A 22305-nucleotide genomic window follows, 5' to 3' on the forward strand; every position below is an offset into this window, starting at 1 on the left:
TCCCGGAGGACCGGGCGGCCATTCTCCTTGAGCCATCAACGGCAACTCCGCATCAGCCACACCCGGTCCTCCCGGACCGCCAACATTCTTAGGGACTCCGTATGAGCAACAGTGAGCAGTACCAGGGGAATCTGCAGTACGCCGTCGACATCGTGCTGTGCATCGACGCGACGGGCAGCATGTACCCGGTGCTCGACAACGTGAAGTCGAGCGCGCTCCAGTTCCATGACCGGCTCAACGACGTGATGGCCAAGAAGGGCAAGGCGATCAGCCAGCTGCGCCTCAAGGTCATCGCCTTCCGGGACTTCGGCGACGATCCCTCGAACGCCATCGAGGAGACCGGCTTCCTGCAACTTCCCACGCAGTCCGGGGACTTCGAGAACTTCGTCCGCGGCATCGACGCCGGTGGGGGCGGTGACTATCCCGAATCGGGTCTGGAGGCGCTCGCCCTGGCGATCAACTCGCCCTGGGAGACCGGCCTGGACCGCAGGCGCCATGTCATCGTGATGTTCACCGACGCCCCGGCCCACCCGTTGGGCACGCACGCCTCCGTTCCCTCGTACCCGGCGGCCATTCCCAGCAGCCTCGACGACCTGTTCGAGCAGTGGGGGTACGCCCGCAGCCAGACCTCGGTGATGGAGCAGTCGGCGAAGCGGCTCGTGCTGTTCGCGCCGGACCAGGCGCCCTGGTCCGACCCGATCGCCGAGGAGTGGGACCTCACCCTGCACTTCGCCTCCAAGGCCGGTCAGGGACTGGAGGAGTTCGAGATGGACGAGATCATCGAGACGATCGCGAACAGCCTGTGACGTCCGACCGGCACGTGCGGCCCGACCAGCCCGTGGCGCTCGACTGGCCGGAGTTCCGGCTGGAGTGCCACAGCGACGGCTATCTGACCTTCCACTGGCACCGCAACGGCTCCGTCGAGTCGCACGTGCGGCGCTGCTCCCAGGTACGGCTGCTTCCGCAGGGCCCTGACGGACTGTCCCAGTGGGTCTTCCATCTGCGCTTCCCCGAAGGCCCGACACCCGGGCTCCTGGTGATCCGGGTGGATGTCGCGGCGGACCGGCTGGAGGAGGCGGAGCAGTACACCGACCTGCTGCGCCGGCGCTTCGGCATCCCGGAGCAGGCGCCCGACGCCGCTGAGGAGGCCGGGTGGCAACGGGTGCCGGTGGACTCGCCGGAATGGATCGCCGCCCCCGCGGGACCGGCGTCGGAGGAGTTGTTCGCGGCCGTCTCGGCCCGCATCGAGGCTGACACGGGGTGACGGTACGGGGCTGAACCGTGGTCCGAGGCCCATGGACCCCGGCGGAGACGAGTGAGAGTGACGAATGAGGAGGTCAGCAGGAGGTGGTGGCATCGGCCAACTGGCGCTGCGCGGACTGCGACACGTTCAACGCGCCCGCGGAGACGTCCTGCACGGTCTGCGGCGAGGACCGTCGGGACTCCGCGGCGGGTGCGGCACCCAAGGCAGCAGGGGCGGCCAGGGCGCCCGCGGCGGCCAAGCCCGCCGCCAAGAAGACGGGCGCCCCCCGGCCGCCGGCGAAGCGGCCCGGGAGCGCCGCGCGCCCGACCGCCGACTGGCGCTGTTCGGAGTGCGACACGTTCAACGCGCGCACGGACGTGTCCTGCCTCACCTGCGGCACCTCCTGGAAGGCGGCGGCGAAGAAGGGCACCCCCAAGACCCCCAAGTCCCCGAAGTCGCCGAAGGCGTCGTCCTCCGGAGACACCACCGCGAAGAAGACGGCCCCCCGCAAGCCACCGGCCAAGAAACCCTCGCCCCGCACCGGCGCCGGAAGCACCGGGGCCACCTCGGCATCCGGACCGAGGCCGGCGTCCCCGCGCCCCGGCTCGACCGGTACATCGACCCGGCGCACCGGTACCGCATCGAGCGGCACCCGGCCGCGCACCGAGGAAGGCGTCTTCTTCCCGTCCTCCCCCAGCACGGGCTACCGTCCGACCACCCCGACCACGACCCCCGTCCCGCCGCCGCGCCCGGCACCTGTCTACGCGCCGCCTCCCCGGCCGGTCCACACGCCGCCGCCCAAGTCGAAGGACAGGGGCTGCGTGAGCGGCTGCGTCGGATTCCTCGTGCTGCTCTTCCTGCTGGGCCTGTTCGCGAAGGGCTGCGGCAGCGCGTTCGACTCCTCGGACTCGGGCGGCACGGACGGCACCACGGTGGCCGGGACCTGCCCGGCCCGCATCGCCGCCGAACTCCCCAACGGCGACGGCGCCGAACTCGTCGAGGCGTTCCGCACGTCGAACAAGCAGATCACCCTGTGCCGCACGACGTCCGGAACCCTGTACTACTACGGCGAGTTCAGCGACGGCCGGGAGGCGGGCATCGCCATGGAGGCAGAGCAGACGAGCGAGGGCTACGAGGCCCGCAACGGCCCATACCGGTACGAGATACACGGCAAGGTCGTGACTATCTTCCAGTCGGGCAGGCAGATCGGCGAGGAGGATCTGACACCGGAGCCCTCGCCCACCTGACTCAGGCGTCCCCGTAGGCCTCGCCGCCCAGTTCGAACCCGGCCGTCCCCGCGGTGGCGTCGGCGAGCCATCCCCGGAACGCCGCCACGTCCGCTTCAGGCAGGCCGATCTCGATCGCGACCGTCTCGCCGTAGCGGACGTCCCGCACCTCGCGTCCGGTCGACCGCAGGTCGTTCTCCACCTTGCCCGCGCGCTGGTGGTCGACGGTCACCGTGGCGAGGCGGAACCGGCGGCGCGTGAGGGTGCCGACAGCGTCCAGGGCCTCGCCGACCGCGCCGCCGTACGCCCTGATGAGGCCGCCCGCGCCGAGCTTGACGCCGCCGTAGTAGCGGGTGACGACGGCGACGACGTACCGCATGTCGCGGCGCAGCAGCATCTGGAGCATGGGGACGCCGGCCGTGCCGCCGGGTTCGCCGTCGTCGCTCGCCTTCTGGATCGCGGCGTCGGCGCCGATGACGTACGCGTAGCAGTTGTGGGTGGCGTCGGCGTGCTCCTTGCGGACGGCGGCGACGAAGTCCTGGGCCTCCCGCTCGGTGGCCACCGGGGCGAGGGCGCACAGGAAGCGGGAGCGGTTGACCTCGGTCTCGTGCACGCCCGCGCGGGCCACTGTGCGGTACTCGTCCGGCATCCGGTCAGCCTAGTCCGTGGTGGACTGCCTCCTCCCCCGCGGCACCAGCACGGACGTGAGCAGCGCCGTCCCCGGTTCCAGGGCCCGCCAGGAGGTGCCGTGCCAGGCCAGCACGGCGATCGCCGAGGTCGGGAACTTCACCCGGACCTCGTCCAGCGCGTCGTCGAGGCCGTCGCCGGCCAGGGTGAGGACCAGCTCCTCCAGGCCGGGGTTGTGTCCGACGAGGAGCAGTGTCACGGCCTCGGGAGGTGTCTCGTGCACGGCGGCCAGCAGCTCCGGCACGTCGGCTCCGTACAGCCCGGGGTCGAGGCGTACCGGCGGCGGGGTGCCCCACTGGGCGGACGCCAGCTCCCAGGTCTGCCGGGCGCGTACGGCCGTGGAGCACAGGGCGAGGTCGGGGAGCAGATCGGAAGCGGCGAGGACGCGGCCCGCCTCCGGAGCGTCCCGGCGGCCGCGGGGCCCGAGGGGGCGTTCATGGTCGGCGACGCCCTCGGGCCAGGCGGACTTGGCGTGTCTCAGGACGACCAGGCGGCGCAGCGGGCCCGTTCCGGCGCGCGCGATCATGCCGGGGATCCCAGGTCGCGGGTGAGCTCGAGGCCGAGCAGCCGGTCGGCGTAGGCGTACGTCTCGAAGCGGGCGCCCTCCGGCAGCTCCGACTCCTCGACCCACCGCAGCACGCGCAGCACCTCGGGTACGTCCAGGTCGTCCTCCCAGGCGGTACGGAGCCGTCCGCGCACCTTCTCGGGGACGGGCCGTGACGGATGCCGAGCCCACGCGGCGACGGCCCGGCGCCAGCGTACGAGGGTCTCGTGGGCCTCGGCCAGGGCAGCCTCGTCCAGCCGGGCCGGCGTGCTCCGGGGCGGGGTGAGCAGGGCGAGGCGGACCTCGGCGGGGTCGGCGCCCTCCGGGAGGTCCGGCGTCCCGACGGGCGCGACGGCGACCCGGAGCCCGTCCGGGGCCGCGCCGCCCTCTGCCACCACGTGGACGGCCTGGGACTCGCCCCACCCCGGGCCCACGTCCCGGCGGTCCTCGAAGGGCCGCATGCCCAGGGCGGCGGCGCCCGCGTGCAGCTCCGCCTGTTCGCGGGCGCCGGTGAGCAGCGCCCACACGGGCGTGCCGCCGATCTCCAGCGCCCTGACGAGGAGGTCGGCGACGAGCAGGATGCGGAGGGCGGAGGTGTCGTAGCCCGGCACGTGGGCTTCGACTCGGGTCAGGCCCCTCAGGGCGGGGACGGCGTCGACGGTCTCGCCGGTTCGGGCGTCGGTGATGCGCAGCACGGGGCGAGCGTAGGCGGGCGAAAGGCCGCGCGCAGGTGACTGACCGGTATTTCGGACACGGTTACGGGATTCAACCAACTTGCTCGGCTCCCCCTTCCGGGCGGAATCAACCGCGCCTCCCCGCTGTTCCCGATCACGACACCCCCACCCCCAGAGCAAGGAGCCGAGCGTGTACGGCGACTCAGCAACTGTCCGCAGGATCCTCACCGAACTCGGCGACACCTGGGCGATCGTGGGCCTGTCGTCGAACCAGGGGCGCGCGGCCTATCGGGTCGCCGAGGTGCTCCAGCGCCACGGCAAGCGAATCGTGCCGGTCCACCCCAAGGCGGAGACCGTGCACGGCGAGAAGGGGTACGCCTCCCTCGCGGACATTCCCTTCGACGTGGACGTGGTCGACGTGTTCGTGAACAGCGACCTCGCGGGAGCGGTCGCCGACGAAGCGATCGCCATCGGTGCCAAGGCCGTCTGGTACCAGCTCGGCGTCATCGACGAGGCGGCCTACGACCGCACGCGCGCCGCCGGCCTCGACATGGTGATGGACAAGTGCCCCGCTATCGAGATCCCCCGCCTCGTCTGACGTCCCGCCCCGGAATTCCTGAAACGCTTGCAAGGAATCCCCCGCAGGAAAGTCAAATAACCGACGGACATCTTCAACTCAAATACGGTCGATCCCTAATCTTGGGGCCTCTTGTACATCGAAAGTATGCATTTCGTGAGAGGCCCCTTAATTTATGGTAAGCGTCGATTCAGTACCTGGGACAAAGGGGATGCCGGGCGGCGGCCTGCGGCGGGACGTGGGGCTGATCGGGCTCATGTGGGCCTCGGTCGGTTCCATCATCGGCTCGGGCTGGCTGTACGGCGCCCAGGAAGCGGTCGTCGTGGCCGGGCCCGCCGCGGTGATCTCGTGGATCATCGGCGCGGTGGCCATTGTGCTGCTCGCCCTCGTCCACGCGGAACTCGGCGGTATGTTCCCGGTGGCGGGCGGCACCGCCCGATATCCGCACTACGCATTCGGCGGCCTCGCCGGAATGTCCTTCGGCTGGTTCTCCTGGCTGCAGGCAGCGACCGTGGCGCCGATCGAGGTCGAGGCGATGATCGGTTACGCCGGTCACTGGTCGTGGGCTCGGGGGTTCCAGCACGCGGATAAAACGCTCACCACGAGCGGGCTCCTTGTCGCCATACTCCTCATGGCCGTTTTCGTGGTCGTCAACTTCCTCGGCGTACGGGTGCTCGCGCACACCAACAGCGCCGCCACCTGGTGGAAGATCGCGGTGCCGCTGGCCGCCATCTTCATCATCGCGATCGGCAACTTCCACCCGGGCAACTTCCACTCCGAGAGCTTCGCGCCGTTCGGCGCCAAGGGCGTACTGAGCGCGATCAGCACCAGCGGTATCATCTTCGCCCTGCTGGGCTTCGAGCAGGCGATCCAACTGGCGGGCGAGAGCCGCAACCCCAGGCGTGACCTGCCGCGCGCGACCATCGGGTCGGTCACCATCGGCGCGGTCATCTACGTGCTGCTCCAGATCGTGTTCATCGGCGCGCTGCCGCACAGCACCTTCGCGCACGGCTGGGCGCATCTCGACTACCCCGGGATCGCGGGCCCCTGGGCCGGTCTCGCGACCCTCGTCGGCCTGGGCTGGCTGAGCTGGGTGCTGTACCTCGACGCGGTGATCTCACCGGGCGGCACCGGGCTCATCTACACCACCGCCACCTCCCGCGTCTCCTACGGCCTGGCCAAGAACGGTTACGCGCCCAGGCTGTTCGAGCGGACCGACCCCAGGGGCGTGCCCTGGTTCGGTCTCGCCATCTCCTTCGTGACCGGCGTGATCTGCTTCCTGCCCTTCCCGAGCTGGCAGCAGCTGGTCAGCTTCATCACCTCGGCGAGCGTCCTGATGTACGCCGGCGCCCCGCTGGCCTACGGCGTCTTCGCCGACCGGCTGCCCCACCTCGAGCGCCCCTACCGGCTGCCCGCGGGCTCGGTCCTGTCCCCGCTGTCCTTCGTGGTGGCCAACCTCATCATCTACTGGGCGGGGTGGCACACCCTGTGGCGGCTCGGCGTGGCGATCCTCCTCGGCTATGTCCTCCTCGGTGGTTACGCGCGCTACGCCATCGCCAAGAACCTGCCCGACGCGCCCCGCCTGGACTGGAAGGCCGCCCAGTGGCTGCCGGTGTATCTGGTGGGCATGGGCCTGATCTCCTGGCAGGGCGGCTTCGGCGGCTCGGGCCGGATCGCCCTGTGGTGGGACATCGCGCTCATCGCCGTCTTCTCCCTCGCGATCTACTACTGGGCGAGGGCCACCGCGTCCCCGGCCGCGGAGATCGAGCGCAGCATCGACGAGGTCGTCGTCACCGACGCGCCCGCGCACTGAGACAGACGGCCCGGGTGCCTCCGCGTGGGGAGGTACCCGGCGCCCCTCCCCGGCCTGGCCGGGGCGCCGACATAATGTCCGGGTGACCTCCCACTCCAACTCCCTTGCGCCCCAACGCTTTCCGGTCGTCATCGTCGGTGCCGGACCCGCGGGGCTGACGATCGGCAACATCCTGCGGGCCGCGGGCGTGGACTGTCTCGTCCTCGAGGCGGAGACCCGCGCGTTCATCGAGCAGCGGCCGCGCGCGGGCGTCATCGAGGAGTGGGCCGTACGGGGTCTGCAGCAGCGCGGTCTCGCCGACACCCTGCTGGAGCGCGCCCAGTTGCACACCGAGTGCGAGTTCCGCTTCGCCGGCGACCGCTTCCGTTTCGCCTACGGCGAGCTGACGGGACAGCACCACTTCGTCTACCCCCAGCCCCTGTTGGTCACGGACCTGGTCCGCGAGTACGCCGACGCGAGGGGCGGCGAGATCCGCTTCGGCGTCCGGGACGTCCGGCTGCACGACCTGGAGACGTCCGAGCCGTCCGTGTCGTACACCGATGCCGACACGGGTGAACGGCAGCTGGTGCGGTGCGAGTTCGTGGCCGGCTGCGACGGGGCCCGCGGGGTGACCCGCACCGTGCTCCCGGAAACCACGACCATCGCCCGGCACGACTACGGCATCGGCTGGCTGGCGCTGCTCGCCGAGGCACCGCCGTCCTCCGACTGCGTGCTGTTCGGCATCCATCCGAACGGTTTCGCCGGGCATATGGCCCGCAGCCCCGAGGTCACCCGCTACTACCTGGAGTGCCCTCCCGGCGACGACCCCGAGAGCTGGTCCCACGACCGCGTCTGGGCCGAACTCCAGCAGCGCCTGGGCGCGGACGACGCACCGCCGCTCACCGAGGGCCGGCTGATCGAGAAGCGCGTCCTCGACATGCACAACTACGTGGTCGAGCCCATGACGTTCGGCCGCCTGTTCCTCGCGGGGGACTCCGCCCACCTGACCGCCCCCATAGCGGCGAAGGGCATGAACCTCGCCCTGCACGACGCCTTCCTGCTCGGCGACTCGCTCGTCGCCTACCTCGGCAAGGGCGAGGGCAGCGGCCTGGACGGCTACTCGGAGGCCTGTCTGCGGCGCGTGTGGGACTACCAGGAGTTCTCCCAGTGGCTCTCCGAGGTCTACCACGGCACCTCGTCGGGCGACGAGTACCGCGCGGGCACCACGTTCGCCCGCCTCCGCCGCCTGTTCACCTCACCGGCCGCCTCCGCGGCCTTCGCGGAGCAGTACCTCGGTACGGCGACCGCGTACTGATCTCTCACGCACCGGCCCCTCAGTCGTGCACCGGCCGGTCGCTGAGCCGGTGGTCGGCCACGTTCAGGGCCTCGTCGACGAGCCGGCGCAGGTGGCCGTCGCGCAGTGTGTAGATCACCCGGCGCCCCTCCTTCCGGGTGTTCACCAGCCCGGCCAGCCGGAGCCGCGCCAGGTGCTGGCTGACCGCCGGCCGGGCCGCCCCGCACGCCTCCGTGAGGGTCGTGACATCGGCCTCTCCCCCGGTCAGGGCGTGGAGCAGGGTGAGGCGGGTGCGGTCACCGAGCAGGGCGAGGATCTCGGCGGCGAGGGCGAACTGTTCCTCGCCGGGCGTGCGCGGGTGCGCATCGTGCGCAGTTGATAGGTGCATGCGTGCGCTCATACGCACATAATGGCTCCGTGGTCGCGGTACGTCCACCATCGCGCGCATCGGAAGGGGCACCACGTGAGCAACCACCACCACGAACACCCTCACCCGCACGAGCACCGGAGCCACCGCCTGCGCCACCGCCTCGCCCACCTCCTCACCCCGCACTCCCACGAGACCGCCGACAAGCTCGACTCCGCCCTGGAGTCCTCCGCCCGCGGCATGCGCGCCCTGTGGGTCTCGCTGGCGGTGCTGGGTGTCACAGCCCTGACGCAGGCGGTCGTCGTGGCCGTGTCCGGGTCCGTCGCCCTGCTCGGCGACACGGTGCACAACGCGGCGGACGCGCTGACCGCCGTACCGCTGGGCATCGCCTTCGTGCTGGGGCGGCGCGCGGCCACCCGGCGTTTCACGTACGGCTACGGCCGCGCCGAGGATCTCGCGGGCATCGTGATCGTGCTGACGATCGCGGCGAGCGCGGCCTTCGCGGGGTGGGCGGCGATCGACCGGCTGCTCGATCCGCGTCCCGTGGCGTACGTCCCGGCGGTCGCCGCGGCCGCGCTGGTGGGCTTCGCGGGCAACGAGTGGGTGGCCCGGTACCGCATCCGGGTGGGCCGGGACATCGGTTCGGCCGCACTGGTGGCGGACGGACTGCACGCCCGCACCGACGGGTTCACGTCACTGGCCGTGCTCATCGGCGCCGGCGGTTCGGCCCTGGGCTGGCAACTCGCCGACCCGATCGTGGGGTTGGCGATCACGGCCGCGATCACGCTGGTCCTGCGGGACGCGGCGCGCGAGGTGTTCCGGCGGGTGCTGGACGCCGTCGACCCGGACCTGGTGGACCGGGCCGAGGGCGCGCTGCGCGAGGTCGAAGGGGTGCGCGGGGTGGGCGAGTTGAGGCTGCGCTGGATCGGGCACCGGCTGCGCGCGGAGGTGGCGGTCGTGGTGGACGGCGAGATGACGGTACGTCAGTCACACGCGGTGGCCGTCGAGGCCGAGCACGCCCTGCTGCACGCGGTGCCCCGTCTCACGGCAGCCCTGGTGCACGCCGATCCGGCCCCGGTGCCGGGCGAGGCGGACCCGCATCACGCCCTTGCCCACCACATGCCGGTGTGAGGTGAGGACACCGCGGCCCGAGGTCAGGACTCTGCCGCCCGGTCAGGCCACGCCGAGCCCCTCCAGCACCACCGCGCCCGGCAGTTCCGCGAACGCCTTGCCCGGCACCAGCAGTTTCCCCCGTCGCCGTCCGCTGCCGACCAGGACGTACGGCAGGTCGACCACGGCCGAGTCGACCAACAGCGGCCAGTCGGCGGGGAGTCCGATCGGGGTGATGCCGCCGTACTCCATGCCGCTTTCCCCGGTCGCCGTGTCCATGGAGGCGAACGATGCCTTCCGGGCGCCGAGTTGCCGGCGGACGGCCCCGTTGACGTCGACCCGGGTGGTGGACAGGACGACGCACGCGGCGAGGGTGGTCTCGCCGCCCCGCTTGCCGGCCACCACCACGCAGTTCGCCGACCGCTCCAGGAGCTCCTGTCCGTAGTGCTCGACGAAGACCGCGGTGTCGGCCCATCGCGGGTCGGTGTCGACGTACACGATCTGCTCGGCGGGGACGCTGCCGCTCCAGTGGCGTACGGCGTCGGCGACCGGACGGGTCAGCTCGTCGAGGGCGGCGGGGGCGGGAACGGCGTGGTCGAAGTGCCCGATGGGTGCGTCCATGACGGCACGCTAACAGCAGCTCACGGCACGGCCGGTACCGAGACCGCCAGCATCCACCGGGCGGGGACGTCGCCCTGATTGGCGTACACGTGCTCGGCGTTGGCCTCGAAGGTGACGCTCGCCCCGGCGGCGACCCGGTGCTCGACGCCGTCGACGGTCAGGGTCATCTCGCCCTCCGTGACGTGCAGGATCTCGACGGTCCCGGCGGGGTGCGGATCCGACCGGCTGCTCTCGCCCGGCATCATCCGCCACTCCCACATCTCCAGCGGTCCGGGGGCCTCCGCGCCCGCGAGCAGTCGGCTCCAGCTGCCCGCCTCCGTGCCCCACAGCCGCACCACCTGCTCGGGCGGGACGATCCGGACCTTCGGTCCCTGTTCGTAGTCGAGGAGCGTGGTGATGCTGATCCCGAGGGCGTCGCCGATCTTCACGACGGTGCCGAGGCTGGGGTTGGTGCGGGCCTGCTCGATCTGGATCAGCATGCCGCGGCTGACCCCGGCTCGGGCGGCGAGCGCGTCCAGGGTGAAGCCGCGCTCGGTCCGCCAGCGCTTGACGTTGCGCGCCAGGGACTGGGTCAACAGGTCGAGGTCCGACACGTCACGTCCAATATTCTGTATGACACAGTGCAACTGAATGAACTACGGTGGGGTGCACCCGATCGTTCACCGAACTGTACTGCGAGGCACGCCGTGACAGCATTCTTCGCCCTGGCCACCAGCCTGTTGTGGGGCCTGGCCGACTTCGGCGGCGGGGTGCTGACCCGGCGGCTCCCGGTGCTCACGGTGGTCGTGGTCTCGCAGGCGATCGCGGCGGCCGTGCTCGGCGCGGTCGTGGTGGCGACGGGCGGCTGGAGCGAGGCGGATCCCCGGCTGTGGTTCGCGTTCGCCGCGGGGCTGGCCGGACCGGTCGCCCTGATCTGCTTCTACAAAGCGCTCGCGCTGGGCCCGATGGGACTCGTCTCCCCGCTGGGCACGCTCAGCGTCGCGGTCCCGGTCGGCGTCGGCCTCCTCCTCGGCGAGCGTCCAGGGCTGGTGCAGGTCGCGGGCATCGCGGTGGCCGTCACCGGAGTGGTCCTGGCGGGCGGACCCCAGTTGCGCGGCGCCCCGGTGCAACGCCAGGCGATCGCCCTCACCCTGATCGCGGCTCTCGGTTTCGGCACGGTGTTCGTCCTGATCGCGGAGGCGTCCACGACCGTCACCGGCCTGTTCCTCGCCCTGTTCGTGCAGCGCCTGGTGAACGTGGCGGTCGGCGGCGCGGCCCTGTACGTCTCGGTGAAACGGGGCGCGCCCGCGCTCCCGACGACCGGCTTCCCCTGGGCCTCCCTCCCCGCTCTCGCCTTCGTGGGCCTGGCGGACGTGGCGGCGAACGGCACGTACTCGGTGGCCGCCCAGCACGGCCCGGTCACGGTGGCCGCCGTCCTCGCCTCGCTCTACCCGGTGGTCACGGCCCTGGCCGCCCGCGGCTTCCTCAGCGAACGCCTGCGCGCACTCCAGGCGGCGGGCGCGGGCCTGGCCCTGGTCGGCACCGTGCTCCTGGCAACGGGCTGACCACTGCGCCCCCTTGTCGGCCCTACGGTGCGGACGACCGGCCCGCGGCAGCCTGCCCCGCGTCGTCCCCCGCCCAACTCGCCACCAGCGCCGACCACCCTGGCCGGCTCGAGGGGACTCCCCGCGCTTGGGCCCCCAGCCACACCGGCCCACCTCAGCCCTCACGTCGGGTCCGGCGCCCCTCTCCCCCTGCCGGTCGGCTCGTCAAGCACTCGGCTGCTGAGGCAGGACGGCTCGGTACACCTCTCAAAGAACCGACCCGCCCCTCGGCCCAGCCGACTCGACATCCTGGGTCCAGACACTCGCCCGCCTCTCGACGAACCGGCCCCCGTCCCGCTCCCCACACGACGCCCGACCCCACCCACCCTCGTCCCCAGCCGCGCAGCGCCCCTCAGTCCAGTCCGGCAAGCCGCGTCGTCGCGTCCTCGTCCAGTTCGGCGAGTTTCGCCACCGTCTCCTCGTCCAGGCCGGCCAGCGCGTTGAGCTGTTCCGCCGTGGCTCCTTCGGGTATCGGTACCGGTGCCGGGGTCCTGAGCGGTGGCTGCCAGCCGTCCTCGGCGGTCCAGCGGCGTACGACCCGGGCCGGAGCCCCCGCCACCACGGCGTGGTCCGGCACCACGCCCCGGACCACCGCCCCGGCCGCGACCACGACGTTCCGTCCGATCCGTGCCCCCGGCAGGATCACCGCCCCGGTCCCGATCCAGCACCCCGGCCCGATCTCCACCGGCTCCATCCGCGGCCACTGCTTGCCGATGGGCTCGTGGGGATCGTCGTAGGAGTGGTTGGTGGAGGTGACATAGACGTACGGCCCGAAGTAGCAGTCGCTGCCGATGGTGACCGTGGTGTCGGCGATGACATGGCTGCCACGGCCCAGCACCACCCCGTCACCGATGCGCAGGATCGGCTCCGGGCCGAGGTCCAGGTCGGGCATCAGGCCCGCGGTGAGGGTGACCTGCTCGGCGACGATGCAGTGGGAGCCCACGTGGATCCACGGCTCACCGAAGACCGTGCCGAGCGGGAAGGCCAGCCGGGTGTGCGCCCCCAGCGCGCCGAAGCGGAAGCGCCCCGGGCGCTCGGCGGAGACGGAGCCCGTGCGCTGCACCCAGGCCCAGCCGGCGTGCACGGCACGCTGGACGAGGCGGCCCCGCCAGGATGAGAACGTGTTCTTGCTCTTCGGCACGACCTCACCGTACTGAGCGCACGCCGCACAGATGAGACGACGGGCTTGTGATCTTCGCCCCACCGGGTGGCGTACGGTTCGGGATATCGCGAACCAGGAGGCGAAATGGCGCACGAGGCATTGATCACGGGCATCGGCGGAAGGGAACCGAAGATCGACGGGGAGGCCTTCGTGGCGCCCAACGCGTCGGTGATCGGAGACGTGACGCTTCAGGCGGGGGCGAGTCTCTGGTACGGCGCGGTGGCCCGCGGCGACGTAGAACGCATCTCAGTCGGCGCCCACAGCAATATCCAGGACAATTGCACGCTCCACGCCGACCCCGGCTTCCCGGTGACGATCGGCGAGCGGGTGTCCGTGGGGCACAACGCGGTCGTGCACGGAGCGACGGTCGAGGACGACTGCCTGATCGGCATGGGCGCGACGGTGCTGAACGGCGCGGTGATCGGGGCGGGTTCCCTGGTGGCGGCCCAGGCGCTGGTACCGCAGGGCATGCAGATCCCGCCCGGTTCCCTGGTGGCGGGCGTGCCGGCGAAGGTGCGGCGGGAGCTGATGGAGGAGGAGCGTCAAGGAGTCACCCTGAACGGAACGCTCTACGCGGATCTGGCCAAGGCCCACCACGAGGTCCACGAGAAGCCGTGAGTCGGTGAGGCTCAGTCGGCGGCCGGGACGGTCTCCGGTTCGGCCGCCTGCATCTGCGCCGTCGCCTTCTTCGCCTTGCGCTTCAGCACGAGCATCGAGGTCAGGCCGATCAGCACGGCCAGCACGAGCCCGAGCCACGAGAACCTCTTCAGCCAGGACTCCGCGACGATCCCGACGTAGTAGATGACCGCCGTCGTACCGCCCGCCCAGATGATCCCGCCCAGCACGTTGGCGATCAGGAACTTCCAGTACGGCATCCGCAGCACCCCGGCGAGCGGCCCGGCGAAGATCCGCAGCAGCGCGACGAAGCGGCCGAAGAACACCGCCCACATGCCCCACTTCTCGAAAGACCGCTCCGCCGTGGCGACATGGCCTTCGCTGAAGTGTCTGGGGAACTTGTCGCCGAGCCAGGTGAGCAGCGGCCGACCGCCCTTGCGCCCGATCGCATAGCCGATGGAGTCACCGACGACCGCACCGACGCTGGCACACGCGCCGAGGACCACGGGGTTGATCCCCGCGTGCTGCGAGGACAACAGCGCGGCCGACACCAGGATGATCTCACCGGGCAACGGGATGCCCAGGCTCTCCAAGCCGATGACCAGGCCCACCAGGGCATAGACGGCGGCCGGGGGCACGGTGTCGAGCCATTCCTGGACGTGCAACGCCGGTTCCTCCCAAGTCGCTTTCCCGGCGCGCGCCAACCACCGACGCACGCCGTGGCAGCCTACCGGGTCGCGGGAACCGGCGTCCGGAGCACCGGCTCAGCCGCCGACGCCCCGCCTCGCACCGGCGCCGAGTACGTCAAGGGCGGAGGTGCCGAGCGCCGTCACCGAGGTCGCGGTGTCCACGACCGCGCCCACCGCCGCCCCGGCCTGCTCGACCGGCGCGGCCGGGAGGGCTGGAGTCACCGGCTCCGCGTCGCTGTGGTCGACCTGGGCCACCCGTGTCCCGTACTGCTCGGGCGGGGTTCCCTGCTGGTCCGAGGGTTGACCGGGGCTCTGGTCGGGGCGGGTGTCGGGACCGGCGGGCGGGGCCGGCGCGAGATCGGGAGTGAGCGGATCCTCGCCCGGCCCCCCGGAGGGCCGGCCCGGCTGCGTGTCCTGGGGTGACTGCGTGCCCTGCTCGGCCGGCGTGCTCTCCTCGGCGGACTCCAGCAGCCAGCGTTGCCCCTTCGAACCGTTGCGCTCGGCGACGACGACGTTCTCGCCCTTGCCGGGCGCGACCAGGAGCCCCTTGCCGCGGCGCAGCAGCAGTTCGCCGCGCACCGTGAGGTCGTAGCGGACCTCTCCCGCGCCGGTCAGACAGTCGGCGACCACCACCGACAGCTTCTCGGTGTCCGAGTCGAGGCAGAGACCGGGGTCGGCCGCGCTGCGCAGCAGACCGTCCTCCTGGTACGTCCACTGCTGGGACCCGGCCGAGGAGCACTTCGCCAGCACGGCCCTCGTACCGTTCACGGTCCGCGCGTCCTGGGTGTCGAGACACAGGCCGGCGTCGGCGCTGTGGAGCCTGCCGTGGCCGACCTCGACGGCCTTGCTCATGGAGGCCCTGGACGGCGACCCCGCGTCCTGGGAGACCTCCGACGAGCTCGGCCGTACGGTGTTGCCGCTCACCGCGCCCCAGGTGGCGCCCGGCGTGGGAACCCCGCCGTCTTCGGACCAGCCCTTGGTGACCAGCACCGTGGCGAGCAGGGCCAGGGAGGTCAGACCGGCGCCCACCAACACGGCCCGGGCGCTCTTGCGCGGCTGGGCGAGGAAGCCCGCAGGAACCGGGCGGTGGCGCCCGCCGGGCTTCGTGCGGGCAGCGCCGGGCCGGGCCGGGGCCGGACGTTCGGCGGCCCGCGCGGGCCGCGAGTCGAGATAACGGTGGGCGCCCCAGCCGAGGACCGTCTCGGCGAGCAGCACCTCGAGACCGCCCTCGAAATGGCTGAGCTGTTCGGCGGCGTGACGGCAGTACCGGCATTCCGTCAGATGTTTGCGGACATCGGGCAGAAGGCCCCCGCCCCGACGAATCGGGACATCCAGGAGGCGATTATAGAAACGGCATTCGCTGGTGGGCGCGAGTTCCCGGTGGGCGCGGACACAGCCGGTACGGAATTGCTCGCGCGCCTGCTCCAGGGCGGCCGCGGCACGGGTGGTGTCCACACCCAGCAGACCGGCCGGTACGGATATGGGTTCGGCTTCGACCTCGGCATGCCACAGCAAGCATTGGGAAGCCCCGGGAAGGGTACGGAATGCGCGCTCGGCGAGCAGCCGCCTTTCGGGGGTGACGGACCTCGCCGCGCGTAGACCACGGCCGCCGATCGTCTTGCGGAGTTCCGGCAGCACGGCGGAGATTTCATCGTCCGCGGCCCACCCCTTGACGAACTCCCTCACCGCAACAAGAAGTTGTGGACGCAGTGCGCCGTCATCCGCCCGGCCGAGCACGCGGTGAAAAGCCGCCACGGCCGCCATCGAAGCCGAACCGGACCAGGAGGCGAGACAGATGACCGAGTATTCGTAGGTCGCCTGCCAGTGTCGCGCCATCAGCAGGGCGACGGCATGGCCGTCCACGCTGTTCTCTCCCAGTCGGGCCAGGAGATTACGGTCGGACTCCGCCGGACTCGATCCGGGGCGTGGCGGGTAAGGCGGTCGTGGGGGGTAAGCGGATTGCACGGGACCAATTCCTTCCAAGCCGCAGGGCCGCATGGAATATGCGCGTCCTCGGAAAGCAGGCGCCTGATTGGTGCATACCTATGCCGCGCCAGAAGCGACCCGGCTGTCGGGGGGGCGATCACCTTCGCACAATTGATGTACAGCAAACAAGAAGATGGAGTGACTCATGTTCAAAAAGAGATGAGTTCAGAAATGTTACCGCCGGTATCCGCACCGGTATTCGAAATTGACTCCCCCGCCGGCCAGGTCCACAGCGGGCTCCCAGGCTCCTCCCGGCGCGCTCTCAACCCGGTGACGCAGCATGATCCGCATGATCGTCCCCCACGCGACCGACACCACTGTCCCCGCCCGCACGGTCCGCAAGGCGGTCGTCCCGGCCGCCGGGCTCGGCACCCGGTTCCTGCCGGCGACCAAGGCGACGCCGAAGGAGATGCTCCCGGTCGTCGACAAGCCGGCCATCCAGTACGTCGTCGAGGAGGCCGCGGCGGCCGGGCTCGACGACGTCCTGATGGTCACCGGCCGCCACAAGCGGGCCATCGAGGACCACTTCGACCACGCCTTCGAGCTGGAGCAGGCCCTCGCGGCCAAGGGCGACGCGGTACGGCTCGACGCCGTGCGCGATCCCGCACGCCTGGCCAAAATCCACCACATCCGCCAGGGCGAGCCGCTCGGCCTCGGCCACGCGGTGCTCTGCGCCCGCCGCCACGTCGGCGACCAGCCCTTCGCCGTCCTCCTCGGCGACGACCTGATCGACCCGCGCGAGACCCTGCTCAGCACGATGCTCGACGTCCGCGACCGGTACGCCGGGAGCGTGGTCGCCCTCATGGAGGTGCCTCGCGAGCAGATCCACCTCTACGGCTGCGCGGCGGTGGAACCGACGCAGGAGAAGGGCGTCGTCCAGGTGACCGGCCTCGTGGAGAAGCCCTCCCCCGAGAACGCGCCCAGCGCCTACGCCGTCATCGGCCGCTACGTCCTCGACCCCGCGGTCTTCGACGTCCTGGACCGCACCCCGCCCGGCCGCGGCGGCGAGATCCAGCTCACCGACGCGCTCCAGGACCTGGCGTCGCGCGGAACGGTCCATGGGGTGGTCTTCGACGGCCTCCGCTACGACACCGGCGACAAGGCGGACTACCTCCGCACGGTGGTCCGCCTGGCCTGCGCCCGCCCCGACCTGGGCCCGGAGTTCACCGCCTGGCTCAAGGGGTTCGTGGCGGAGCTGGAGAGCGGCGAGGGGGACGGAGGGGGGCGCCGGCGGCTGGCTGCCTGAGCGACGGGGCCCAGGGGGCGGCGCTTGGCTACCTGAGCGAAGGGGCCCCGGAGGGCGACGGTCGGCTACCTGAGCGACGGGCCAGGGGGCGGCTGACACCCGGGCGACGGGGCCCAGCGACGGCCGCTGACGACCCGAGCCCGGCGGCCGAAGGCGGCGGTTGCGGTCTGGAGGACGGCGGCCCTGGCGGTCAGCGGCAACAGTTGCGGCCTGGAGGACGGCAACCGGGGCATGAATAGCGACCCGAGCCGCGGCGACCGGAGGCGTACGCTCGGCGGTCTGAACGACGCCGTCCGCAGGCCCGGTTGCCGACCCGAACCAAACCGGCCGAAGGCGCGACGGGCGGCCCCAGCCATGGCGGCCGAAGGCGTTCAGCAGACGGCCCCACCCACCGCGGTCGCCGGCATTCCGTCAGCAGCCGAACGCCCGATCACCGGCCCCAACCACACCCGCCGAAAGCATTCGGTCGGCGACCCCACCCACCACGGTCGCCGGCATTCCGTCAGCAGCCCGAACTACCCCAGCGAAGGCCCGATTGACGACCCGGACCACATCGGCCTAAGGCAATCGGCCGGCAGTCCGAACGAGGCCGGCCGGAGGCGCGGTTGCCGACCTTAGCCACAGCCGCCGGAGGGGCGGCCGTTGGCGACCCGAGTGGTAGATGAACACGCCCACGCCGTCCGCCCGAGGCCAGAACCCCGTCCGCCCGGAGTGCACGCCCCGCCGCCCCAGCCAGCGCCTCGCCCCCGCTCAGCCGTTCGGCCGCAGGGTCCACACCACCGTCATCTCGCCCGTGACCGCCCCGTCCGCGCGGCGGATCTCGATCGTGACCGGGAACTCGGGGCGTTCCCCGGCGTCGAGCTGGGCGACGACCTCGGAGGCCGGGCGGCCCAGGGTCGCCGTGGCGGTCACCGGGCCCATCGCGAGCTTGCGGTAGGCGATCTCGGCGTTGACGGCGAGCGGTACCGCGCGGGAGAGCTGGTCGCCGAACGCGGCCAGGACGACCGCGCCACTGGCCGACTCGCCGAGCGTGAACATCGCCCCGGCGTGCGGTCCGCCCACGTGGTTGTGGAACTCGCCCTGGTCGGGCAGGGCGATCACGACCTTCTCCGGTCCGGTCTCCAGGAACTCGAGGTTCAGGGTCCGAACCATGGGCACGGTGGCGGCGAGCATCTCGCCGACGGACATCTGGTCTGCGCTCATACCCGGGAGGTTACCCACGAGTAGATCGCGCTGACCAGGCCCGGCACCAGTGATCGGCGTCTCCTTGACGCAGAGCCGAGCCCAGACCCGGCCCCCGCCCCAGACGCAGCCGCGAGCGCACTCCCGATCCGGCCTGCAAACCGTTTGGCAAGGCGGCACCCCGGCGGCCATAGTCGCCCGGTGACCCCCTCCGCCGACTTCACCCGCGCCCGCAGACCCGCCTGGGCGAGCCGCAACTACGGCCTGCTGACCACCGCCGCGTTCGTGACCAACCTCGGCAGCAACGGCGCCCTCATCGCCGCCGCGTTCGCCGTGCTGGAGGCGGGCGGCGACGGCGGAGACGTGGGTCTCGTGGCCGCCGCCCGCACCCTCCCCCTGGTGGTGTTCCTGCTGATCGGCGGTGCCGTGGCGGACCGCCTGCCCCGGCACCGCGTGATGGTCGCGGCCAACACCCTCAACTGCCTCTCCCAGGCCGCCTTCGCCGTCCTTGTCCTGACCGGCGAACCCCGGCTGTGGCAGATGATGCTGCTGACCGCGCTCGGCGGAACAGGCCACGCGTTCTTCAGCCCGGCCGCCGAGGGCATGCTGCTCTCCTCGGTGAGCGGCGAACAGGCCGGCCGGGCCTTCGCCGTGTTCCGGATGGCGATGCAGGGTGCGGCGCTGGGCGGTGCAGCGCTCGGCGGTGCGATGGTCGCCGCGGTGGGACCGGGCTGGGTGCTCGCGGGGGACGCCGTGGCGTTCGCGGTCGCCGGTTCGCTGCGCTCCTTCCTGGACGTGAGTCACATCCCGGCCCGCGAACCGGGTGCCGGCGTGCTCGCCGACCTCCGCGACGGCTGGCGGGAGGTGGCGGGCAGGCCGTGGCTGTGGGGCATCGTCGTCCAGTTCTCCGTCGCCAACGCGGTCCTGGGCGCCGCGGACGCGGTCTACGGCCCGCTCGTCGCCCGCGACGACCTGGGCGGAGCGGGCCCCTGGGGCGTGGCCCTCGGCTTCTTCGGCGCCGGCACGGTCGTCGGCGCCCTCCTCATGACCCGCTGGAAGCCGCGCCGCCTGCTGTTCGTCGGCATCCTCTGCGTGTTCCCGATGGCGCTGCCGTCCGCCGCGCTGGCCGTGCCCGTCTCGGTGCCTCTCCTGTGCACGGCGATGTTCGTGGCCGGCGCGACCGTCGAGGTGTTCGGCGTCTCCTGGATGACCGCCCTGCACCAGGAGATACCGGAGGACAAGCTCTCCCGGGTCTCAGCCTACGACTGGTTCGGCTCGGTGGCCCTCGTACCGCTCGCGGCGGCGCTGGCGGGCCCGGCGGAGTCGGCGTTCGGGCGCGCCGCGGCCCTGTGGGGCTGCTCGGGCCTGATCGTGGCGGTCACGGCGGGCGTCCTGTGCGTACCGGACGTCCGCAACCTGCGCCGGGGCACCAAGCAGGTCGCCCGGGTCACCGCAAAGGACTCAGCCAAGGCCGAACGCCCCGTCGGGGGGCTCGGGTGACGCCACCGCGTCCGTGTCCCGCACCGGCCGCGCCGCACCGATGAACTTCCGCAGCCCGGCGCCGTGTTCGACCCGCGCGGGGAAGGCGTCAGCCGCCGTACGCCGGGCCAGGACCGCCGTGTCGAGAGGCTGACGCGCGGCGACGAGCACGGCGTTCCCGAACCGCCGCCCGCGCAGGACCCCGGGCTCGGCGATCAGTACAAGCTCCTCGAACAGCTCGGCGAAGTTGGCGAGTTGGGACCGCAGGAAGTCGAAGGGCGCCGCGTCGGCGAGGTTCGCGAGATAGACCCCGTCGGTGCGGAGCACCCGAGCGGCCTCGCGGGCGTACTCCAAGGACGTCAGATGCGCCGGGACCCGCGATCCGCCGAAGACGTCGGCCACGAGCACGTCGGCGGAGTCCGCCGGGGCGCTTTCCAGCCACTTCCGTGCATCGGCCGCGTGCAACGCGACCCCGGCCCCCTCCGGAAGCGGCAGTTGCTCGACGACCAGCTCCAGCAGAGCCCGGTCGGCCTCGACGACGTCCTGCCGTGACCCGGGCCGGGTGGCGGCCAGATACCGCGGCAGCGTCAGCGCGCCCCCGCCGAGATGTACGACGTCCAGCGCCCGCCCCGCCTCCCCGATGCCGTCCAGGACATGCCCGAGCCGCCGCGCGTACTCGAACTCCAGATGTGTCGGCTCGTCCAGATCGACGTACGACTGCGGAGCCCCGTCCACGGTCAGCAACCAGGCCCGCTCCCGATCGACATCGGGCATCAGCTTGGCGAACCCGTGATCAACGGCACGGGCGACGGGACGGGACTCGGTCATCCCGCCATTGTGCCTGTGCGGGAGCGCCCCTTCAGGGGCGCGGGGAACTGCGCGACCAGCCACAACTGGCCCGCAGTCCCCCACGCCCGTCAACCACGCCTACACGACGGCCGTCACGGTCCCCGCACCCACGGTCCGCCCACCCTCACGGATGGCGAACCCGAGCCCGGCCTCGAGAGGCACGTCCCGACCCAGCTCCACGGTCATGACGACCTTCTCCCCCGGCCGCGCGACGGCGACCTCACCGAGGTCGACGTCCCCGACGACATCCGCCGTACGGATGTAGAACTGCGGCCGGTACCCGGTGGCGACGGGCGTCGTACGCCCGCCCTCCCGCGCCGACAGCACGTACACCTGCGCGGTGAAGCGACGGCTCGGCACCACACTGCCCGGCGCGGCCACGACATGTCCCCGCCGGACCGCGTCCCGGGGGACGCCCCGCAGCAGCAACGCCACGTTGTCCCCGGCCTGCGCCTCCTCCATCGGCTTGCCGAAGGTCTCGACGCCGGTCACCACCGTCTCCACGGCGGCCCCGAGCACCTCGACCCGGTCGCCGACCCGCACGGTGCCCCGCTCGACCGCGCCGGTCACGACGGTTCCGCGACCGGTGATGGTCAGCACGTTCTCGACAGGCATCAGGAACGGCGCGTCCAGATACCGCTCGGGGATGGGCACGTACGTGTCCACCGCGTCGAGCAGCGCCTCGATCGACGCCGTCCACCGCGGGTCCCCCTCCAGGGCCTTGAGCCCGGAGACCCGTACGACGGGCACGGCGTCGCCGCCGTAGCCGTGCGCGGTGAGCAGCTCACGGACCTCCAGCTCGACGAGCTCGAGCAGTTCCTCGTCGGCCGCGTCCGCCTTGTTGAGGGCGACCACCACGTGGTCGACGCCCACCTGCCGCGCGAGCAGCACGTGTTCGGCGGTCTGCGGCATGATCCCGTCGAGCGCGGAGACGACGAGGATCGCCCCGTCGAGCTGCGCGGCCCCGGTGACCATGTTCTTCACGTAGTCAGCGTGGCCCGGCATGTCCACGTGCGCGTAGTGCCGGGTGTCGGTCTCGTACTCGACGTGCGCGATGTTGATGGTGATCCCGCGCGCGGCCTCCTCCGGGGCGCGGTCGATGCGGTCGAACGGCACGAACGTGCCGCTGCCACGCTCGGCGAGGACCTTGGTGATGGCGGCGGTCAGGGTGGTCTTGCCGTGGTCGACGTGACCCATCGTGCCGATGTTCAGGTGCGGCTTGGTGCGCACGTAAGCGGTCTTGGACATGGCTGAACCTCGAAGCTTCTTCGTGTTCGTGGAAGTACGGGGACCCCGAGGACTCGCCGACCCTCCCCCTGCGGGGTCCGCCGGACGATCCGGGAAGGGTCAGCTTCGGGCGCCGTCTGCGGCGGCCAGGA

Annotated in this window: 23 protein-coding genes; 11 read left to right on the forward strand and 12 right to left on the reverse strand. The window is 71.8% G+C overall.

Annotation, left to right across the window (positions count from 1 at the left end; translation table 11 throughout):
- The first annotated feature begins 101 nt into the window (after positions 1 to 101).
- The 3 genes from ABZT06_RS40500 to ABZT06_RS40510 all read left to right on the forward strand — a co-directional run bounded on the left by ABZT06_RS40500 (position 102) and on the right by ABZT06_RS40510 (position 2490).
- Positions 102 to 806, forward strand: coding sequence for a vWA domain-containing protein (locus ABZT06_RS40500; RefSeq protein ID WP_355752710.1), 705 nt, complete (start codon positions 102 to 104; stop codon positions 804 to 806).
- Positions 803 to 1264, forward strand: coding sequence for a hypothetical protein (locus ABZT06_RS40505; protein ID WP_355752712.1), 462 nt, complete (start codon positions 803 to 805; stop codon positions 1262 to 1264). The genes ABZT06_RS40500 and ABZT06_RS40505 overlap by 4 nt, the downstream gene beginning before the upstream one ends.
- A gap of 83 nt (positions 1265 to 1347) precedes the next feature.
- Positions 1348 to 2490 carry a hypothetical protein gene (locus ABZT06_RS40510; protein WP_355752714.1) on the forward strand — a complete coding sequence of 381 codons (1143 nt, stop codon included), beginning with the start codon at positions 1348 to 1350 and terminating at the stop codon, positions 2488 to 2490.
- A gap of 1 nt (position 2491) precedes the next feature.
- Here the strand turns inward: ABZT06_RS40510 and ABZT06_RS40515 are convergent, their stop codons facing one another.
- Genes ABZT06_RS40515 through ABZT06_RS40525 form a run of 3 tightly spaced genes read right to left on the reverse strand, consistent with a single transcriptional unit; the run spans position 2492 to position 4395 of the window.
- Positions 2492 to 3118: a YigZ family protein gene (locus ABZT06_RS40515; RefSeq protein ID WP_355752716.1), complete on the reverse strand. Its 627-nt coding sequence runs from the start codon at positions 3116 to 3118 to the stop codon at positions 2492 to 2494.
- Between the two features lie 9 nt (positions 3119 to 3127).
- Positions 3128 to 3682, reverse strand: a complete 555-nt coding sequence (locus ABZT06_RS40520; protein ID WP_355752717.1) for a histidine phosphatase family protein — start codon at positions 3680 to 3682, stop codon at positions 3128 to 3130.
- Positions 3679 to 4395 carry a hypothetical protein gene (locus ABZT06_RS40525; protein ID WP_355752719.1) on the reverse strand — a complete coding sequence of 239 codons (717 nt, stop codon included), beginning with the start codon at positions 4393 to 4395 and terminating at the stop codon, positions 3679 to 3681. Before ABZT06_RS40525 ends, ABZT06_RS40520 begins: the two co-directional genes overlap by 4 nt.
- Positions 4396 to 4564: 169 nt before the next feature.
- Between ABZT06_RS40525 and ABZT06_RS40530 the strand changes: the two genes are divergently transcribed.
- The 3 genes from ABZT06_RS40530 to ABZT06_RS40540 all read left to right on the forward strand — a co-directional run bounded on the left by ABZT06_RS40530 (position 4565) and on the right by ABZT06_RS40540 (position 8058).
- Positions 4565 to 4972: a CoA-binding protein gene (locus ABZT06_RS40530; protein ID WP_355752720.1), complete on the forward strand. Its 408-nt coding sequence runs from the start codon at positions 4565 to 4567 to the stop codon at positions 4970 to 4972.
- Positions 4973 to 5126: 154 nt separating this feature from the next.
- Positions 5127 to 6764 carry an APC family permease gene (locus tag ABZT06_RS40535; protein ID WP_355752722.1) on the forward strand — a complete coding sequence of 546 codons (1638 nt, stop codon included), beginning with the start codon at positions 5127 to 5129 and terminating at the stop codon, positions 6762 to 6764.
- An 82-nt stretch (positions 6765 to 6846) separates the two neighbouring features.
- On the forward strand, positions 6847 to 8058 hold the full coding sequence (locus tag ABZT06_RS40540) for a 4-hydroxybenzoate 3-monooxygenase (protein ID WP_355752724.1): 1212 nt from the start codon (positions 6847 to 6849) through the stop codon (positions 8056 to 8058).
- Between the two features lie 19 nt (positions 8059 to 8077).
- On the opposite strand, the gene ABZT06_RS40545 is transcribed toward ABZT06_RS40540, so the two are convergent.
- The gene (locus ABZT06_RS40545) at positions 8078 to 8437 is read right to left on the reverse strand and encodes a metalloregulator ArsR/SmtB family transcription factor (protein ID WP_352387062.1); all 360 of its coding nucleotides are present in this window, start codon (positions 8435 to 8437) and stop codon (positions 8078 to 8080) included.
- Between the two features lie 9 nt (positions 8438 to 8446).
- On the opposite strand from ABZT06_RS40545, the gene ABZT06_RS40550 reads away from it, so the two are divergent.
- Positions 8447 to 9535 (forward strand): cation diffusion facilitator family transporter, encoded by a 1089-nt coding sequence (locus tag ABZT06_RS40550; protein WP_355752726.1) that lies wholly within the window; start codon positions 8447 to 8449, stop codon positions 9533 to 9535.
- A gap of 42 nt (positions 9536 to 9577) precedes the next feature.
- On the opposite strand, the gene ABZT06_RS40555 is transcribed toward ABZT06_RS40550, so the two are convergent.
- Both ABZT06_RS40555 and ABZT06_RS40560 read right to left on the reverse strand, forming a co-directional pair.
- The gene (locus ABZT06_RS40555; protein WP_355752728.1) at positions 9578 to 10135 is read right to left on the reverse strand and encodes a YbaK/EbsC family protein; all 558 of its coding nucleotides are present in this window, start codon (positions 10133 to 10135) and stop codon (positions 9578 to 9580) included.
- 20 nt (positions 10136 to 10155) lie between these two features.
- Positions 10156 to 10728, reverse strand: a complete 573-nt coding sequence (locus ABZT06_RS40560; RefSeq protein ID WP_355752730.1) for an XRE family transcriptional regulator — start codon at positions 10726 to 10728, stop codon at positions 10156 to 10158.
- Between the two features lie 93 nt (positions 10729 to 10821).
- Here ABZT06_RS40560 and ABZT06_RS40565 point away from each other — a divergent pair, with 93 nt between their 5' ends.
- Positions 10822 to 11679: an EamA family transporter gene (locus tag ABZT06_RS40565; RefSeq protein WP_355752732.1), complete on the forward strand. Its 858-nt coding sequence runs from the start codon at positions 10822 to 10824 to the stop codon at positions 11677 to 11679.
- Positions 11680 to 12070: 391 nt separating this feature from the next.
- Here ABZT06_RS40565 and ABZT06_RS40570 read toward each other — a convergent pair whose 3' ends face one another.
- Positions 12071 to 12859 (reverse strand): acyltransferase, encoded by a 789-nt coding sequence (locus tag ABZT06_RS40570; protein WP_355752734.1) that lies wholly within the window; start codon positions 12857 to 12859, stop codon positions 12071 to 12073.
- A 105-nt stretch (positions 12860 to 12964) separates the two neighbouring features.
- Between ABZT06_RS40570 and ABZT06_RS40575 the strand changes: the two genes are divergently transcribed.
- Complete coding sequence (locus ABZT06_RS40575) at positions 12965 to 13498, forward strand: gamma carbonic anhydrase family protein (protein WP_355752736.1); 534 nt, start codon at positions 12965 to 12967, stop codon at positions 13496 to 13498.
- Positions 13499 to 13509: 11 nt separating this feature from the next.
- Here the strand turns inward: ABZT06_RS40575 and ABZT06_RS40580 are convergent, their stop codons facing one another.
- Both ABZT06_RS40580 and ABZT06_RS40585 read right to left on the reverse strand, forming a co-directional pair.
- Positions 13510 to 14160, reverse strand: coding sequence for a DedA family protein (locus ABZT06_RS40580; RefSeq protein ID WP_355752738.1), 651 nt, complete (start codon positions 14158 to 14160; stop codon positions 13510 to 13512).
- Between the two features lie 99 nt (positions 14161 to 14259).
- On the reverse strand, positions 14260 to 16020 hold the full coding sequence (locus tag ABZT06_RS40585; protein WP_355752856.1) for a ricin-type beta-trefoil lectin domain protein: 1761 nt from the start codon (positions 16018 to 16020) through the stop codon (positions 14260 to 14262).
- Between the two features lie 439 nt (positions 16021 to 16459).
- On the opposite strand from ABZT06_RS40585, the gene galU reads away from it, so the two are divergent.
- Positions 16460 to 17416: a UTP--glucose-1-phosphate uridylyltransferase GalU gene (gene galU, locus ABZT06_RS40590; RefSeq protein WP_355752740.1), complete on the forward strand. Its 957-nt coding sequence runs from the start codon at positions 16460 to 16462 to the stop codon at positions 17414 to 17416.
- A gap of 750 nt (positions 17417 to 18166) precedes the next feature.
- Here the strand turns inward: galU and ABZT06_RS40595 are convergent.
- Positions 18167 to 18604 carry a DUF4442 domain-containing protein gene (locus ABZT06_RS40595; protein WP_355752858.1) on the reverse strand — a complete coding sequence of 146 codons (438 nt, stop codon included), beginning with the start codon at positions 18602 to 18604 and terminating at the stop codon, positions 18167 to 18169.
- A 195-nt stretch (positions 18605 to 18799) separates the two neighbouring features.
- Between ABZT06_RS40595 and ABZT06_RS40600 the strand changes: the two genes are divergently transcribed.
- Positions 18800 to 20098 carry an MFS transporter gene (locus tag ABZT06_RS40600; RefSeq protein ID WP_355752742.1) on the forward strand — a complete coding sequence of 433 codons (1299 nt, stop codon included), beginning with the start codon at positions 18800 to 18802 and terminating at the stop codon, positions 20096 to 20098.
- Here the strand turns inward: ABZT06_RS40600 and ABZT06_RS40605 are convergent.
- Together ABZT06_RS40605 and tuf are read right to left on the reverse strand one after the other, a co-directional pair.
- Entirely contained in the window at positions 20060 to 20905 is an 846-nt protein-coding gene (locus tag ABZT06_RS40605; protein WP_355752744.1) for a fused MFS/spermidine synthase, read from the reverse strand. The genes ABZT06_RS40600 and ABZT06_RS40605 overlap by 39 nt on opposite strands.
- 99 nt (positions 20906 to 21004) lie before the next feature.
- Complete coding sequence (tuf, locus tag ABZT06_RS40610) at positions 21005 to 22174, reverse strand: elongation factor Tu (RefSeq protein ID WP_355752745.1); 1170 nt, start codon at positions 22172 to 22174, stop codon at positions 21005 to 21007.
- Positions 22175 to 22305: the final 131 nt, after the last annotated feature.

This window comes from Streptomyces sp. NPDC005483 (assembly GCF_040606035.1).
Lineage (GTDB): Bacteria > Actinomycetota > Actinomycetes > Streptomycetales > Streptomycetaceae > Streptomyces.